Source organism: Halomonas sp. A29 (genome assembly GCF_046723295.1).
Taxonomy (GTDB): Bacteria; Pseudomonadota; Gammaproteobacteria; order Pseudomonadales; family Halomonadaceae; genus Halomonas.
The window spans coordinates 127879-142465 of record NZ_JAXQPR010000001.1; the positions used below are offsets into that span (position 1 = coordinate 127879).

13 protein-coding genes are annotated in these 14587 nt (G+C 61.1%); 5 read left to right on the forward strand and 8 right to left on the reverse strand.

What is annotated here, in order from left to right; genetic code table 11:
* Positions 1-33 precede the first annotated feature (33 nt).
* The 3 genes from SPH52_RS00630 to dapA are packed head-to-tail and all read right to left on the reverse strand — an operon-like array spanning position 34 to position 2744.
* Positions 34-840, reverse strand: a complete 807-nt coding sequence (locus SPH52_RS00630) for an MBL fold metallo-hydrolase (RefSeq protein ID WP_411793056.1) — start codon at positions 838-840, stop codon at positions 34-36.
* On the reverse strand, positions 840-1808 hold the full coding sequence (locus tag SPH52_RS00635; protein ID WP_411793057.1) for a lipoprotein, NlpB: 969 nt from the start codon (positions 1806-1808) through the stop codon (positions 840-842). The genes SPH52_RS00630 and SPH52_RS00635 overlap by 1 nt, the downstream gene beginning before the upstream one ends.
* 51 nt (positions 1809-1859) lie before the next feature.
* On the reverse strand, positions 1860-2744 hold the full coding sequence (dapA, locus tag SPH52_RS00640; RefSeq protein WP_411793058.1) for a 4-hydroxy-tetrahydrodipicolinate synthase: 885 nt from the start codon (positions 2742-2744) through the stop codon (positions 1860-1862).
* 181 nt (positions 2745-2925) lie between these two features.
* Here dapA and SPH52_RS00645 point away from each other — a divergent pair, with 181 nt between their 5' ends.
* On the forward strand, positions 2926-3402 hold the full coding sequence (locus tag SPH52_RS00645) for a peroxiredoxin (RefSeq protein ID WP_411793059.1): 477 nt from the start codon (positions 2926-2928) through the stop codon (positions 3400-3402).
* 58 nt (positions 3403-3460) lie between these two features.
* Here SPH52_RS00645 and SPH52_RS00650 read toward each other — a convergent pair whose 3' ends face one another.
* Together SPH52_RS00650 and SPH52_RS00655 are read right to left on the reverse strand one after the other, a co-directional pair.
* Complete coding sequence (locus tag SPH52_RS00650) at positions 3461-4570, reverse strand: AI-2E family transporter (RefSeq protein ID WP_411793060.1); 1110 nt, start codon at positions 4568-4570, stop codon at positions 3461-3463.
* Complete coding sequence (locus SPH52_RS00655; protein WP_411793061.1) at positions 4567-4815, reverse strand: sulfurtransferase TusA family protein; 249 nt, start codon at positions 4813-4815, stop codon at positions 4567-4569. Before SPH52_RS00655 ends, SPH52_RS00650 begins: the two co-directional genes overlap by 4 nt.
* A 148-nt stretch (positions 4816-4963) precedes the next feature.
* Between SPH52_RS00655 and SPH52_RS00660 the strand changes: the two genes are divergently transcribed.
* The gene (locus SPH52_RS00660) at positions 4964-6421 is read left to right on the forward strand and encodes a M48 family metalloprotease (protein WP_411793062.1); all 1458 of its coding nucleotides are present in this window, start codon (positions 4964-4966) and stop codon (positions 6419-6421) included.
* A gap of 83 nt (positions 6422-6504) precedes the next feature.
* Here the strand turns inward: SPH52_RS00660 and nadA are convergent, their stop codons facing one another.
* Positions 6505-7533, reverse strand: coding sequence for a quinolinate synthase NadA (gene nadA / locus SPH52_RS00665; RefSeq protein ID WP_411793063.1), 1029 nt, complete (start codon positions 7531-7533; stop codon positions 6505-6507).
* A 371-nt stretch (positions 7534-7904) separates the two neighbouring features.
* Here nadA and SPH52_RS00670 point away from each other — a divergent pair, with 371 nt between their 5' ends.
* A complete protein-coding gene (locus SPH52_RS00670; RefSeq protein ID WP_411793064.1) occupies positions 7905-8129 on the forward strand; it encodes a glycine zipper 2TM domain-containing protein in 225 nt (74 codons plus the stop codon).
* Between the two features lie 63 nt (positions 8130-8192).
* Here SPH52_RS00670 and SPH52_RS00675 read toward each other — a convergent pair whose 3' ends face one another.
* Both SPH52_RS00675 and SPH52_RS00680 read right to left on the reverse strand, forming a co-directional pair.
* Complete coding sequence (locus SPH52_RS00675) at positions 8193-9458, reverse strand: phospholipase D-like domain-containing protein (RefSeq protein WP_411793065.1); 1266 nt, start codon at positions 9456-9458, stop codon at positions 8193-8195.
* A gap of 17 nt (positions 9459-9475) precedes the next feature.
* A complete protein-coding gene (locus SPH52_RS00680; RefSeq protein ID WP_411793066.1) occupies positions 9476-10693 on the reverse strand; it encodes an NAD(P)/FAD-dependent oxidoreductase in 1218 nt (405 codons plus the stop codon).
* Positions 10694-11378: 685 nt separating this feature from the next.
* Here SPH52_RS00680 and SPH52_RS00685 point away from each other — a divergent pair.
* Positions 11379-11981: a PAS domain S-box protein gene (locus SPH52_RS00685; protein ID WP_411793067.1), complete on the forward strand. Its 603-nt coding sequence runs from the start codon at positions 11379-11381 to the stop codon at positions 11979-11981.
* Positions 11971-14574, forward strand: a complete 2604-nt coding sequence (locus tag SPH52_RS00690; RefSeq protein ID WP_411793068.1) for a chemotaxis protein CheB — start codon at positions 11971-11973, stop codon at positions 14572-14574. The genes SPH52_RS00685 and SPH52_RS00690 overlap by 11 nt, the downstream gene beginning before the upstream one ends.
* Positions 14575-14587 lie beyond the last annotated feature (13 nt).

Consider the following 14587-nt stretch of genomic DNA (forward strand, 5'->3'; position numbering starts at 1 on the left):
GAAAGGGTGAAGGCATGACCTGAGGATGGCAATTCAGTTGATCGCCTGCCAATGCAGCCCGCTGTCCTGGGCGGCGATCGTCAGGCGTGATACGTCGCCGTCGAGCAGAGGCGTCAGGGCCTCGAGGGCCAGTTCGGGGCGGTTGTTATGCTCCGAGAGGTGCGAGCAGACGACGTGCTGCAAGCGATCCAGGCCGAGGCGCTGCAGCAGTGCCGCCGCCTGAACGTTCGCCAGGTGCCCCCAGTTGCCACCGACGCGCCGCTTGAGCCGTGGCGGGTAGGGCCCGACCTCGAGCATGTGACGGTCGTGGTTGCACTCCAGGATCAATGCATCGCAGCCGCGGAACGCCTCGACGACATGGTCGGTGGGGTGACCCAGGTCGGTCAGCACACCCAGGTGGCAACCGCGGGACTCGAAGCGAAACTGGACCGGCTCGCGGGCATCGTGGGGTACCGTGAACGGGTCGACGACGAGGCTCTTCACCGCGAAACGCGACTGCGGCGTGATCCAGTGGCGGCAAGGCACCTCACCCAGACGACCCGAGAGCCAGGTGCCTGGAGTGATGTAGACCGGTACCGCATAGCGCCGAGCCAGGGGCCCCACGCCACGCAGGTGGTCGCCATGCTCGTGGGTCACCAGCACGGCGTCGAGCTGGCTCGGATGCACGCCGAGGTGCGCCAGCCTGCGTTCGGTTTCGCGCAAACCGAAGCCACAGTCGACCAGCAGCGTGGTCTCGCCGTCGCTGACCAGGGTGGCGTTGCCCTTGCTGCCGCTACCGAGCGAGGCAAAGCCGAGCCGACCAGCGGCCGGCAGCGACCCGATGGTCTGCCCTGACTGCATCAGCGCAGCAGGCCCGCCACCCGCTCGAGCAGCTCGCGGGCGTCCTCTTCGGTGAAGCGCCGCTCGCTCTCGTTGACGGCCCGCAGCGTGGTGCGCTCGGGGCCTTCCGACTCGAGCACCAGGCGAATCTCCTGAGGCATCTGGCGAACGTCGGGGCTCAGCACGATCTGCAGCATGCCACGGCCACGCTCCGAGGCGGTCATGTAGCTGATCAGGAAATCATGCTGCTGCGGGTTCTGCTCGAGCAGCTCACGGCGTTCCTCGACGGTGAAGTCGGCTTCCAGCTGATGGCTCAGCTCGGCCCAGACCCGGTCGATGTCCAGCGGGATGCGCACCACCCATTCACCGCCGGAGAGCTGCTCGAACCTCAGGCGGTCTTCGCTGGCGATCTGCTGCCCGGCCAGCGACGCGGCACTGGCGGTAGCGGTGCGTGCGCTGAAGTGCTGCTCAAGCGCATCGAGGCAGGCCACCACGGGGCGCCCGTTCTGGTCGCAGCGAACCTCGCTGTCACCGGCCCGCAGCCCCTGGCGCACGCTCAGCCGGCCTTGGGCCGTTTCCAGCACGCCGCGGTCATCGCTGGCCTGTACCTGCAGTCCGCGGGCATGAGAGAAGTCCTGCAGTTGGGGCCACACCATGCCTGGGTCGGAACCGATCACCAGCCAGCGATCGTTGCCGATCTCACGCCGCTCGACGAAGTCCCGCTCCACCGTACTGCCGGAAGCCAGCCGCGTAGGGCTGGGCGCGCGGAAGCGTTCACCGCCGGTACGCAGGCTGCCTTGGGCCTCAGGTACCGGCATGGCATCGCGGTAACGCTGCTCATTGCGCCCTTGCGGCAGGACCAGGGGCGCACTGCGCTGGGCCTTCACATAATCGATGTTGCGATCGTCATAGAAGCCTTCGCGGGCACAGCCAGCAGTGGCCAGGGCAGCGAGAGCCACCAGCGGCATCCATTTCAGCGCAGAGTTCATGCATTCACCTTGCAGTCAGAATATCGGGGCGGCAGGAGCTTCCACACCGCCTCAATCGTCGATTACGCCAGCCAGTTGCAGCGCCTCGTCCACCGTCGCATGGTACTTGCTAGACAGCCAGGTGAGCGGCAGTCGAATGCCCTGCTCGATCATGCCCATGCGGTGCAGCGCCCACTTGACCGGAATCGGGTTGGACTCGATGCCCATGTTGGTATGCAACGGCATCAACCGGGTATTGATCTGGTGAGCTCGGTCGGCATCACCCGCGACCGCGGCGACGCACAGCTCGTGCATGGCCTTGGGCGCAACGTTGGCAGTGACCGAGATGTCGCCATTGCCGCCCATCAACATGAATTCGCAGGCAGTGGCGTCGTCACCGGAGTAGAGCATGAAACCGCTGCCCTTGAGGCGAGCGATGAGGTCTTCGGCGCGCTCCAGGTTGCCGGTAGCATCCTTGAGCCCGACGATATTGTCGACCTCGGCCAGGCGCATGACGGTTTCATTGTAGAGATCCGAGCAGGTACGGCCGGGCACGTTGTAGAGAATCACCGGCAGGCGGCTGCCCTCGGCTACCGCCTTGAAGTGGCGATAGAGCCCCTCCTGGGTGGGCTTGTTGTAGTAGGGACACACAGACAGACAGTAGTCGGCGCCCACTTCGCTGGCGTAGCGCGCCAGCTCGACGGCCTCGGAGGTGGCGTTGGCGCCGGTCCCGGCGATCACCGGAATGCGGCCGTTGACCTCCTCCACCACCGCGCGGATAACGTCGAAGTGCTCGGCGAAGGACATGGTAGTGGGCTCACCGGTGGTGCCGGCAGCCACGATACCGTCGGTGCCGTTCTCCAGGTGGAAGTTCACCAAGCGGCGCAACGCCTCCCAGTCGATATCGCCATTGGCCTTCATCGGCGTCGCCAGGGCGACGATACTGCCAGTGATCATCTCTCTTCCTCTACGCAATAGCCGCTCACGCTGCACTCGGGTGTCGTATCGACTGGTCTCGAGCAAAGGGTAAATGGTACTCAGGCGGCACAGGCCTGTACAGCACGGCCGACGTGCTCTTTGACAGCGCACGCAGGCCTGCGTGTAATGAAACGCTTCCCATCCAGCCAAGGAGCCTCTCATGACGCTTGCCATCGGCCAACCGGTGCCCGATTTCAGTGCCGCCGCTACCGGCGACACCACCGTTTCCCTCTCCGCACTCAAAGGTCGCCAGGTGGTGATCTATTTCTACCCCAAGGCCAGCACCCCCGGCTGTACCACCGAGGGCGGCGATTTCCGCGACCGCAAGGCAGACTTCGAAGCCGCCAATACGGTCATCCTCGGCGCCTCGCGCGATGGCATTCGCGCCCAGCAGAACTTCAAGGCCAAGCAGGCGTTCAACTTCGAGCTGATTTCCGATCAGGACGAGGAAATCTGCAAACTGTTCGACGTCATCAAGCTGAAGAAGTTGTATGGCAAGGAGCATCTCGGCATCGAGCGCAGTACCTTCCTGATCGATGCCGAAGGCAAGCTTGCCCGTGAGTGGCGCGGCGTCAAGGTCAAGGGGCACGCCCAGGAGGTACTCGAAGCGGCCCAGGCGCTGCACGCTGCCGATTGAAGCCAGAGATTGAAGCCAGAGACAGGCACTCCGCCCGGGACCAACGGGCGGATGCCACTCACTCCTCGACCCGCTGCTCCGGCTCCTCGACCTGCTGCGAGTCATGGTACTGCCGAATTCCTCGCGGCCAGGCATAGACCAGGGCCTTGAGCAGCGTGGCCAGGGGGATGGCGAAGAAGATCCCCCAGAAGCCCCAGACCCCGCCGAAGAACAGCACCGCCACGATAATCGACACCGGATGCAAGTTGACCGCCTCGGAGAACAGGATCGGTACCAGCACGTTGCCATCCAGCGCCTGGATCACGCCATAGGCGATCAATACGTAGAGGAACTGCTCGCTCATCCCGAAATGGAAGCCCGCCACGGCAGCCACCGGCAGGGTCGCCACGGCCGCGCCGATGTAGGGTACCAGCACCGAGAACCCGACCAGTACCGCGAGCAGCGCCGAATAGGGCAAGCCGAAGAAGGCAAAGGTGAAGAACGACACCGTACCGACGATGATGATCTCGACGAACTTGCCGCGCACGTAATTGGCAATCTGGGTATCCATCTCCTGCCAGATGCGCGTCATCAGCGTGCGTTGCTGAGGCAGCAACGACAGGATGAAACCGACCAGTTGCTCGCGGTCCTTGAGCAGGAAGAAGACCAGGATCGGCACCAATACCAGATAGATGATCAGCGCCAGGATATTGCCCAGCGAAGCCAGTGAGAGGGTCAGGGCGCGCTGGCCGAACTGGGTCAGCTCACGGCCGGCCACGGCGATCCATTCCTGCACCTGGTCCGGCGTGATGAGGTTGGGATAGCGCTCCTGGAGATCGTCCAGCCAGCGCTGGCCGCTGGCCACGATACGCGGCGTTTCCTGTACCAGGCCCACCAGTTGGTTCCATATCAGGGGCATGAGGATGAAGGCCAGCGCCAGCAGCACGCCGATGAAGGCAAGGAAGACCAGAGTCACCGCCATCAAGTGCGGTACACCGCGCCGCGTCAGAGCGTTGACCCCGCCCTGCAGCAGGAAGGCGATGACCAGCGAAGTGAGGAACGGAGCCAGCATGCGACCAAACAGAATCACCGCGGCGAAGCCCAGTACCAGCACGACCAGCAGGATGACCGCTTCCTCATCCGAAAAGTAGTGCTCGACCCAACCCTTGAACACCTCACGCAAGGTCATGAGGCCGGCTCCTCGCCCTTGCGTAGCCAGAAGTGAAAGACCTCGCCGCGCTCTTCCCGCTCGATCAAGTCGTGGATGCTGTTGTCGGCGAAGGTCTCGAAGTCGCGCCAGGAGCCAGCATCGGTTGCCCGGATCTCGAGTATCTGGCCGGCCGCAAGCCTGGCCAGCGCCTGCTTGGCCTTGAGCAGTGGCAGCGGGCAAGGCAGGCCGCAGGCATCGAGTACATCGTCTGGTTGCACAGCCATGTCGTCTCCCGGGAAAATACAAACGATCTTGCTGGATTGAGCGGTTGCCCTTGCAGGGAAGCGCAAAACCCTTGAGATTTAAAGGCACTTTGCGGGCCGAATCAATGTCGGATAGGTTAACCACCGCTGCTGCGAACGAGACTGGCACATGTTGCGCAAGACCCGAACCTGCCTGACCACCGGTGCCGTCGCGCTGACGTTGGCCTTGGCCGCGCCAGTGCCAACCAGCGCCACGGAAGATTATGGCCTCCCCAGCCTGACCGGCAGCAGCCAGGCCATGACCGGAGAGGAGTTCCGCCTGGGACGCGCTTGGCTGCGTCAGTTCCGCGCCCGCGCGCCCAATTGGCAGGATCCCATCGCCCAGGATTACATGGAGACGCTGGTGTCGCGTCTGCTGCCGCACAGCGGGCTGGCCGATACCCGTACCGTGGTGACACTGGTAAACAGCCGTGCCCTCAACGCCTTTGCCGTACCGGGTGGTGTCATCGGCGTCAACGCCGGCCTGTTCGCCTTCGCCAACGAAGAGGATGCCGTGGCCTCGGTGCTGGCCCACGAACTGGGCCACCTGTCCCAGCGTCACTTTGCCCGCGGCCAGGCACGCGCTGAGCAAACCCAACTGCCGGCCATGGCCGCGATGCTGGCAGGGATGCTGATCGCCGCCAGCGGCGGTGGCGACGCCGGCATTGCCGCGGCCATGGGTTCCCAGGCCGCCTTCGTGCAGGACCAGTTGGCCTATTCGCGGCGCTTCGAACAGGAAGCCGACCGGCTCGGCCTGCAGACCATGGCCCAGGCCGGCTTCGACCCCGACGCCATGGTCAGGATGTTCCGTGCCATGCAACGCCAGGTGAGCCTGCAGGGCGGCAATCCACCGGAGTTCCTGCTCACCCACCCCTTGACCGAGTCGCGTATCAGCGATGCCGAGTCCCGCGCCTCCCAGCTCGAGCCCGTGCGCCCCCGCGAGGGCGACCCGATCTACCATCTGGTTCGCGCCCGGGCATTGCTGGCGATCAATCAGCGCGACCCGCAGCAGGCCGCGACACGCCTGGCCCAGGATGACGCCCCGGCAGCGGCCAAGCGCTACCTCGACGCATTGATCGCCGCCCACCACGGCCAGACCGACAGCGCTCTCAGCCAGCTCGATGGTCTCGCCCGGGAGCTTCCCGACCTGGCCATCCTGCCGGTCAGCGCCGCCGAGGTCGCCTTCGACGCAGCCCGCTACGACGACGCCATCGAGCGCAGCCGGCGCGTGCTGCGCCTGATGCCGGGCCATATGCCGGCCACTCGCATCCTGGGCGAAGCATTGCTTCAGCGCGACCCCAACGAGGCCTACCGAGTCCTGAATGAGCTGTCCAGCCGGCGCCCCGAGGACCCCCAGGTCTTTACCCTGCTCGCCGAAGCCGCCGGTCGCAGCGGCCGCGAGGCCTGGGGCCACCTGGCCCGGGCCGAGCAGATGCAGCTCACCGGTGACATCCAGCGCGCGATTCGCCAGCTCGACGTGGCCCGCGGGATTGCGCAGCAGAGCGGCGACAGCAACGCTCTGGCGCGCATCGAGCAGCGCCGGGAAGATTTCATCGGCTATCGCGAGACCATGGAGAAGTTTCGATGAAAAAGCCCGCGAGGGTTCGCGGGCACTCGTGCTTTGATCGGAAGCGCGATTATCCGGCACTCACCTACTTCTGACCGGCACTGCTACTTCTGAAAGTTGAGCATGCGCTCCAGCGGCTTGAGCGCCTTCAGGCGCAGCTCGGCGTCGACGAAGATTTCGCCGCTGCCTTCGCGCAGGGCACCGGCCAGGTTGTCCAGTGCGTTCATCGCCATCCACGGGCAGTGGGCACAGCTGCGGCAGGTCGCGCCGTTGCCGGCGGTGGGCGCCTCGAATAGGATCTTTTCGGGCACCATCTGCTGCATCTTGAAGAAGATGCCGCGGTCGGTGGCGACGATCAGCTTGTCGTTCGGCAACTCCTTGGCCGCCTTGATCAGCTGCGAGGTCGAGCCAGCCACGTCGGCCAGCGCTACCACCGAAGCCGGCGATTCAGGATGCACCAGCACGGCGGCATCCGGATAGAGCCCTTTCAGATCCTCGATACCCTTGGCCTTGAACTCCTCATGGACGATACAGGCACCATCCCACAGCAACATATCGGCGCCGGTCTTCTGCTGGATATAGCCGCCCAGATGCTTGTCCGGGGCCCACAGGATCTTCTCGCCACGGGCCTGCAGATGTTCAATGACATCCACCGCGATGGAGGAAGTCACCACCCAGTCGGCACGCGCCTTCACCGCCGCAGAGGTGTTTGCGTAGACTACCACGGTACGCTCAGGGTGCTGGTCACAGAAGGCGCTGAACTCGTCGGCCGGACAGCCGATGTCGAGCGAGCAGGTCGCTTCCAGAGTGGGCATCAGCACACGCTTCTCGGGCGACAGGATCTTGGCCGTCTCACCCATGAAGCGCACCCCGGCCACCACCAGGGTGTCGGCGTCGTGACGCGCACCGAAGCGGGCCATCTCCAGCGAGTCAGCCACGCAGCCGCCGGTCTCCTCGGCCAGCTGCTGAATCGCATCGTCGGTATAGTAGTGAGCGACGAGTACTGCGTTGTGCAGCTCGAGCAGACGCTTGATCTCGTCGATACGCGCCTCGTCCTCGGCCGGAATACGGGCCGGGCAGTAGGCGCGGGCAAGGTGCTCGCGCACCTCGATACGGGAAGTCATGATCGTCATCGTGTCTACCACTGTGACTGGCAGGGGCTCCCCCTGCGGGTATCGGGTACATCGCGACTTGCACGCTCCGTGCAGGCGATGCGCCTGGGGTCCAGATTGCGTCTCTCGCTATCTCGACCCATTCACTTATTCTAGACCAGAACGGTGGGGTATTGACCAGTCCCGGCCAGATTAAAGTGGCATACGAGGACAATGAGGGCTTCTCCCGGCAGGATCAAGGGGATTCCTCCAGCAGCGGGAGACTATGTGCGCCACCAGACGGATGACACTCTTGTTCTGCCTTATGCTGAGGGTGGCGGTCCGTCGTAGCCGCGCCGCTCCCCAGGTAACTCCCGCTGCGAGCAAGACCTCTTAACCCGAGTGACACCATCATGAAACACATCAGACATCTCATACTTGGCACTACCTTTTCCTTGACACTGCTGTCACTCGCTGCCTGCTCCGGCATGTCGGCACAGGACAAGGGCACCGTGGTGGGTGCAGGCGTGGGGGCCGTTGGTGGCTCAGTACTTACCGGAGGCTCCGCTATCGGTACCGTGGGAGGCGCGGCGGTGGGCGGCGTGATAGGCCATGAGATCAGTAAACCAGACCAGTAAGCCGTGCTAGCTTGGCTTATTAATGAGCTTCACAGCTGGGGACATCCGGAAGAAATCCTGCTTTCAAAGCTGCGATCTAATGGGTAGGAGAATTTTTTCTGACAACTTTTCGTGCCATGGGCGACTCTTCCAGTCAGCAAGGGAATACGGTTCAGCCGACAGTAGATCGGCATCGAACACTGCGGTCATCTGAGTGGCAAAATCTCTGCTGTAAATATTCAGGCTGGCTTCGTCATTGAGCCGAATCGAACGCATGTCGAAATTGGTTGAACCCACCGAAACAAACTCGTCATCGATGACCAGCAGTTTTGTGTGCAACATGGTCGGCTGATAGACGTGGATCTCGGCACCGGCGCCAAGCAGCGCGCCCCAATCAGACTTGGAAGCAACCTTTACCGTCACCGCATCGATGTGCGGCCCAGGCAACAAGATGCGAACGCGAACCTCACGATCACGGGCTGCGATGAGGGCTTCGATTAACATCCTGTCGGGCACAAAATAGGATGCTGCCAGGTCGATAGTCGCCTCGGCCGCCGCGATGGCAAGCAGATACATCAGGTGCATGCTCTCGCTTCCGCCTGATGGCGAAGCAACGAAGACGTGCGCGTCCATCTCGCCCTCCTCCTCAAGGGCTGGAAAGTAGCTCGGTCCGTTCAGCACTTGGCCAGTGGTCTGGATCCAGTTGTCGTTGAAGGCCGCTTGCAACTGCGCCACCACGGGTCCTTCAATCCGGAAGTGAGTATCTCGCCAGTGATCAGGATCGCCACCGTCGCCACTCCACTGATCCGCGATGCCAACCCCTCCGGTGAACCCGATACGGCCATCAACCACCAGCAGCTTGCGATGAGTGCGGTTGTTCATCCGGCCAACGTTGTACCAGTTCAACGGCCGATAGCGATGCAACTGCACACCGGCGGCCTGCATGTAGTCCAGCAGAGACTGCTCCATCTTGTTGCTGCCGACCCAGTCCATGGTGACGCTAACCGCCACGCCCGCACGGGCACGGTCAGAAAGCGCTAGCGTGAACGCTTCACCAATGCCCCCCGACCAGTAAATGAAGGTCTCGAACGTGATCGACGTCTGTGCCGAGCGAATGGCCTGCAACATCGCTGGAAAAATCTCGTCGCCATTTTGCAGCGCGGTCACTTGATTGCCGCCCACTATCGCCGGGCCCAGCAGGACAGACATCTCGCGCCTAAACTGCAAATCAGAAACCGCGTAGCGATGCTCTATCTTGCGCTCCAGAGACCTCTCAGGTGTCTTGAAATTCTGCAGCAACAACAGTGCCACACCGGTGGCCAGCACAGTGGCCCCAATAACCCAGAGCATAGACTTTCGCCCCCCAGTCAATGACGTTCCAACCGTGCGAAGGCGAACAGCGCAGTCAATGGATGCCGGCGACGCTCGATTTGCGCGCGCAGCAATTCGGCACCGAGCATGCTGTAAGTGATGCCGTTCCCACCATACGCCAGCGCAAACAGAACACGCGTACCGTACTGCGGGTGGCTACCAAACAGCGGCAGCCCGTCGCTGGTTTCAGCGAACGTACCTGCCCAGGCAAATGTCGGTCGTGCGTGAAGGTAGGGGAGCAAATGAGAGACCTTGCGCTGCAGCGTCGCTGCCTTGCGGTCGACCGATCGATCACGTCGAGCCGGGATGTCGCGGTCGTCGTCTTCACCGCCGACCAACAGCCGCCCGTCGCCGGTGCTCCGCAGATACAGATACGGTCGCGCGGACTCCCACAGCATCGTGCTTGCCAACCAGCCCAGCTCGGCAGAATCGATGGGATCACTGATGTAAGCGTAGCTGCTGAGATTCGTTGCGACGCGCTGGAGCAACCAGCATTGCGCTTCGTAACCGCTGGCAATCACGGCGTGCTTCGCCCTGATCGACACACCACTGGCTGTAGTGAGCTGTACCGAACGCGTCGTCGCCGTGATAGCTTTCACCTGCGTGCGATCGAACACGCGCGTGCCTTGGCGCTGCATTCTGCGCAGCAGTCGTGAGGCGAGCCGGTAGGGATCAACCCTGGCGGCTACCGAGCTGAGGATGGCAGACGGTGCTGTCAGTCCATATTCACCCTTGAGCGCAGTACGGCTCAGCCAGCGTACCGGAAATCCGTGCTGCTTCCGCCAGGCGAATTCGTCAGCCAAGCGTGGATGATCGGCGCGATTGCTGGCGTAGTAGAGGCTTTCACACATGGAGAAATCGACATCGCCGACCGCATGCGCGACTGCTTCGATCATGCTGATGGCACGCAAACTGGACTGATAAGCGAGCAATGCAGAAGTTTGGTCGAAGCGCCTGGCGAGATCTATAGCATGAGTATCGATTTCATACTGCAACAAGGCGGTGCTGGCCGATGTGCTGCCCCAGCATACATCGCGCTGATCAAGCACGACGACATCGTGACCGTGGCGAGCCAGTTCATCCGCGATCAGCGCGCCGGTGATGCCAGCGCCCACCACCGCGACGTCGCAGATCAGATCGGCATCAAGCTGCGGGAAGGCGTACATCAGGCCATTCTTGACTGCCCAGAACGGATAACCGCTTTTCAAGTCCACCGGCAACTCCTGCCGCAGTATTCCTGGAGTGTAGATGGGTAGTGTCAGCCAGTACGATAGCCGCGTCGGTGCGCTGCCACACGGAGCGAGAACGGAGCAAATCGCAGCCCGGCTCCTCAAAAGTGCCTGATGTCGTTACGCCACTCAGCCAATGGCTACGCTTTTAAACGGAAGCAGCTTATACTCCCCCTACAAATCGGGCCTGCCACCTAATAAAACAGTAAATTCAACTACCTCATAAAAAATTTTCCGAAATAACCAACTAAAAACTTAACCATCAGAACCCCTTGAACAAAAGAGGGTATTCCAAAGTGCGCAATGAAAGCTGTTCGGTCAGCTCAGGGGCATGTTCAGCAAGGAGCAGAAAAAATTATGATGCAATAGAAATCACCAACCCAGGAGCCTATTGGATTTTACCGAGCGTCACGAAATCATTAATTTCGATACGATTTTATCAATCGGGTGAGTCGAATAGCCCGACTCTTAACGAACCAGATCGATTAAAGTTTTCCGAAAAACCAAACCTAGCAGTAACCAAGCGTTAAGTCCGACAGGCTCCTAGAACCCAAAAACTGCCCGTCGTCGGCCACCACAAATCCCGAAGATTGCCGAAATCCCCATATTCATCCTTGTCGTGGTGAGCTACCATGAGATCTATATTCGGAGCAAATTATTGGAGTCTCGCATGCCCGCAACCATTAATGAACATAAAGACTATATTCAGCTGCGAGACAAGGCGGAAGCGCAGTTGAAGTCGGGCACGGCACCCGCAGCGAATCACTGGCCGGTAGGAGTTGATGCCCTACGCCTGCTTCACCAGCTATCAAGCAATCCAGAAAAAGCGGAAGATGCTCTCAAGCTGCTTCATGAACTGCAGGTTCATCAGGTGGAGCTTGAGTTGCAGAACGAGGAAATTGCCGCCAATGAACGAGCCCTTGTCGAGGATTTTAACCTTTATCGGACACTTTTCGACTCCGCTCCCCTTGGCTACTTTCTCGTCGACCTCGTGGGCAACGTGATTCAGGGCAATTTTGCCGCAGCGGAGCTTTTTGGTGTTGGCCGTGAAGCGCTGGAGGGACGGCCCATCGCCACCTACTTTCTCGCTGAGAGCCGGCCACGACTGCTTGACCTGATACGACATGTCGCACAGAGCGGCACCATGGATTCCTGCATGGCCAAAACGGGGGGGCACAATCAAACTCCCCGGCACATGCAGCTCATGGCATCACTCTCGCCAGAGCGCAAGCATATCCTGCTGATCTGCCGCGAGTGCGGAAATGCAGAATAGCTGCCGCTCTACCGTTCCGCGTCACGAAGGCGACGACACCACCGCCAAGCCCCCCGTGACTACGCGAATCCTGGGCATTGGCGCCTCCGCCGGTGGCCTAGCGCCGCTGGAGCAATTCATCGCCCGGATCCCCCCATGTAGTCGCATGGCCTATGTAGTGGTGCAGCATCTCGATCCCACCCATAAGGCATTGCTCCCGGAATTGCTCCAGCGGGCCACTCCGATGCCGGTAAGGGAAGCCAGGCAAGGCACCCTTATCGAACCTGACTGCGTTTACGTGATACCGCCGAATACCGAACTCAGCGTTGTCGACGGCAGGCTGAACCTCGCCCCCCCCTTGGAATCCAGGGGAATGCGTCTGCCCATCAACGTGCTGTTTTCTTCCCTGGCTAGCGCCCAGGGAGAGCAAGCCATCGGCGTGGTTCTGTCCGGCATGGGTTCCGACGGCACCCTGGGCCTACAGGCAATCAAGGCCGTGGGCGGCCTCACTGCCGTGCAACAACCCGACACAGCACAGTTCGATGCCATGCCCAGCAGCGCTATCGCCGCAAACTGCGCCGATATCATTGCCCCGCCCGGCGACTTGCCCGCTCGCATCCTGGCCTGCCTTGCACAGGCACCCAAGCAGGGCGCTCCCGGTCATTTGGTGGACACAGAGCTGGAAGCGACACCCTTGCAACGCATTCTGCGTCTGCTGCAAGGGCGAACCCGCCACGATTTCTCCCACTATAAGCCAAGCACTCTGCACCGCCGCATGGAGCGGCGGATGGCGATCCACGAAATCACCACCTTGGCGCTTTATGCGGATTATCTCCAGCACAACCCTCAGGAGATCGACCTGCTGTTCAATGAAGTGCTCATCGGGGTGACCGGTTTTTTCCGCGATGCTCCGGTATGGGAGTATCTGATGGATGCCACCTTGCCAGAGCTGCTGGCACGACAGCCCAGGGAGCCCCATTTGCGCGCCTGGGTAGTGGGCTGCTCGACCGGCGAAGAAGCCTACTCCTTGGCCATGGCCTTCACCGAGGCGCTGGAAAAACTGCCACACGCCCATGACGTTACCCTGCAGATTTTCGCCTCCGACCTAAGCCCGGATGCCATTGCCACCGCTCGCCGCGGTCACTACCCCGCGGAAATCAGCAGCAGTGTTTCGGCGGAACGCCTGGCACGTTTTTTCAGTGCCCATGCCGACGGCTACCAGATCAACAGCGACATCCGCGACCTGGTGCTGTTTGCCCAGCAGGATGTGGTGCTTGACCCTCCCTTCACCCGCCTCGACCTGATTTCCTGCCGCAACCTGCTGATCTACTTCGATCAGAGCCTGCAGCACAAACTCATTCCCTTGTTTCACTACAGCCTGCGTGCCGGGGGAGTACTGTTGCTGGGAAGCTCTGAGACGATAGGCCGCCACACTCAGCTCTTTGTCCCCATTCAATCCAAATTGCGACTCTATTTGCGCCAGGATAGTGCTCGGAGTAACGATACCCGGTTGCCGGTGAAGTCGTTTCCACCCTTGTCCAGGATAGCCAAGGAGCTTCCCGTGTCCGCCAACAACTCATCGTCCCAGACAACGGATAACCTGCAAGCGGCAGCCGATCAGGTATTGCTGCAGGTTTATGCTCCCGCCGCGGTGGTGGTCAACGATGAGGGCGATGTCGTCTATATCAGCGGACGTACGGGCAAGTACCTGGAGCCTGCTGCCGGCAAGGCCAACTGGAATTTTCACGCCATGGTGCGGGAAGGCCTGCGGACACCCATAGGCAGCGCACTGCGCCAGGCTGCGGACCAGAGCGAACCGCTACACTTGCCAGGCCTGCAGGTGCAACTGCCCGGCGGTGGTATGCAGAGCGTCGATGTCACCGTACAAGCGCTGCGGGAGCCCACCGCCCTGCGCGGGATGAAGATGATCGTATTCCGCGACATCGCCAAGACTCATGCCGGCCCGGCCAACAAAAGCAAATCGACAACAGCCGCCCAACAGGCCTATGCCGCGGAGCTGCAACAGTACCAGGATGAAGTCCAGACGCTGCGTGAAGAAAACCGCACATCCCAGGAAGAGTTGCAGTCAGCCAACGAAGAACTGCAGTCAACCAATGAAGAATTGCAGTCAACCAACGAAGAGCTGACCACCTCGAAGGAGGAAATGCAGTCAATGAACGAGGAGCTGCAAACCATCAATGCGGAAATGCAAACCAAGCTCGATGACCTCGCCCTCGCTCAAAGCGATATGAACAACCTGCTCAACAGCATCGAGATAGCCATTCTGTTTCTCGACCAAAAGCTGAATCTCCGCCGTTTCACCGACCGGGCATCAAAGATCATCAACATCCGAGAAGGCGATATCGGTCGACCTCTTAGTGACCTCACCACCAGCCTGCTGTATCCGGAACTCAACGACGATGCTCTTAACACTCTGAGTACCCTGGCATTTTCTGAGAAACAGATCACCACTACCGACGACCGCTGGTTTACGGTACGGATCATGCCCTATCGCCGTCTGGATAATGTGATTGATGGGGTAGTGATCACACTTATTGATATCACCGCGACTAAAGAGCTGGAACAGGCCCTACGCAAGGATTTGCAATCTTGACAAAAAACCACGA

Bases quoted from the DNA above. Each gene is read 5' to 3' on its own strand.
- SPH52_RS00690 (WP_411793068.1), top strand. From the start codon at position 11,971: ATGCAGAATAGCTGCCGCTCTACCGTTCCGCGTCACGAAGGCGACGAC.
- SPH52_RS00645 (WP_411793059.1), top strand. From the start codon at position 2,926: ATGACGCTTGCCATCGGCCAACCGGTGCCCGATTTCAGTGCCGCCGCT.
- SPH52_RS00655 (WP_411793061.1), bottom strand. From the start codon at position 4,815: ATGGCTGTGCAACCAGACGATGTACTCGATGCCTGCGGCCTGCCTTGC.
- SPH52_RS00630 (WP_411793056.1), bottom strand. From the start codon at position 840: ATGCAGTCAGGGCAGACCATCGGGTCGCTGCCGGCCGCTGGTCGGCTC.
- dapA (WP_411793058.1), bottom strand. From the start codon at position 2,744: ATGATCACTGGCAGTATCGTCGCCCTGGCGACGCCGATGAAGGCCAAT.
- nadA (WP_411793063.1), bottom strand. From the start codon at position 7,533: ATGACGATCATGACTTCCCGTATCGAGGTGCGCGAGCACCTTGCCCGC.
- SPH52_RS00660 (WP_411793062.1), top strand. From the start codon at position 4,964: ATGTTGCGCAAGACCCGAACCTGCCTGACCACCGGTGCCGTCGCGCTG.
- SPH52_RS00685 (WP_411793067.1), top strand. From the start codon at position 11,379: ATGCCCGCAACCATTAATGAACATAAAGACTATATTCAGCTGCGAGAC.
- SPH52_RS00675 (WP_411793065.1), bottom strand. From the start codon at position 9,458: ATGCTCTGGGTTATTGGGGCCACTGTGCTGGCCACCGGTGTGGCACTG.
- SPH52_RS00635 (WP_411793057.1), bottom strand. From the start codon at position 1,808: ATGAACTCTGCGCTGAAATGGATGCCGCTGGTGGCTCTCGCTGCCCTG.
- SPH52_RS00650 (WP_411793060.1), bottom strand. From the start codon at position 4,570: ATGACCTTGCGTGAGGTGTTCAAGGGTTGGGTCGAGCACTACTTTTCG.
- SPH52_RS00670 (WP_411793064.1), top strand. From the start codon at position 7,905: ATGAAACACATCAGACATCTCATACTTGGCACTACCTTTTCCTTGACA.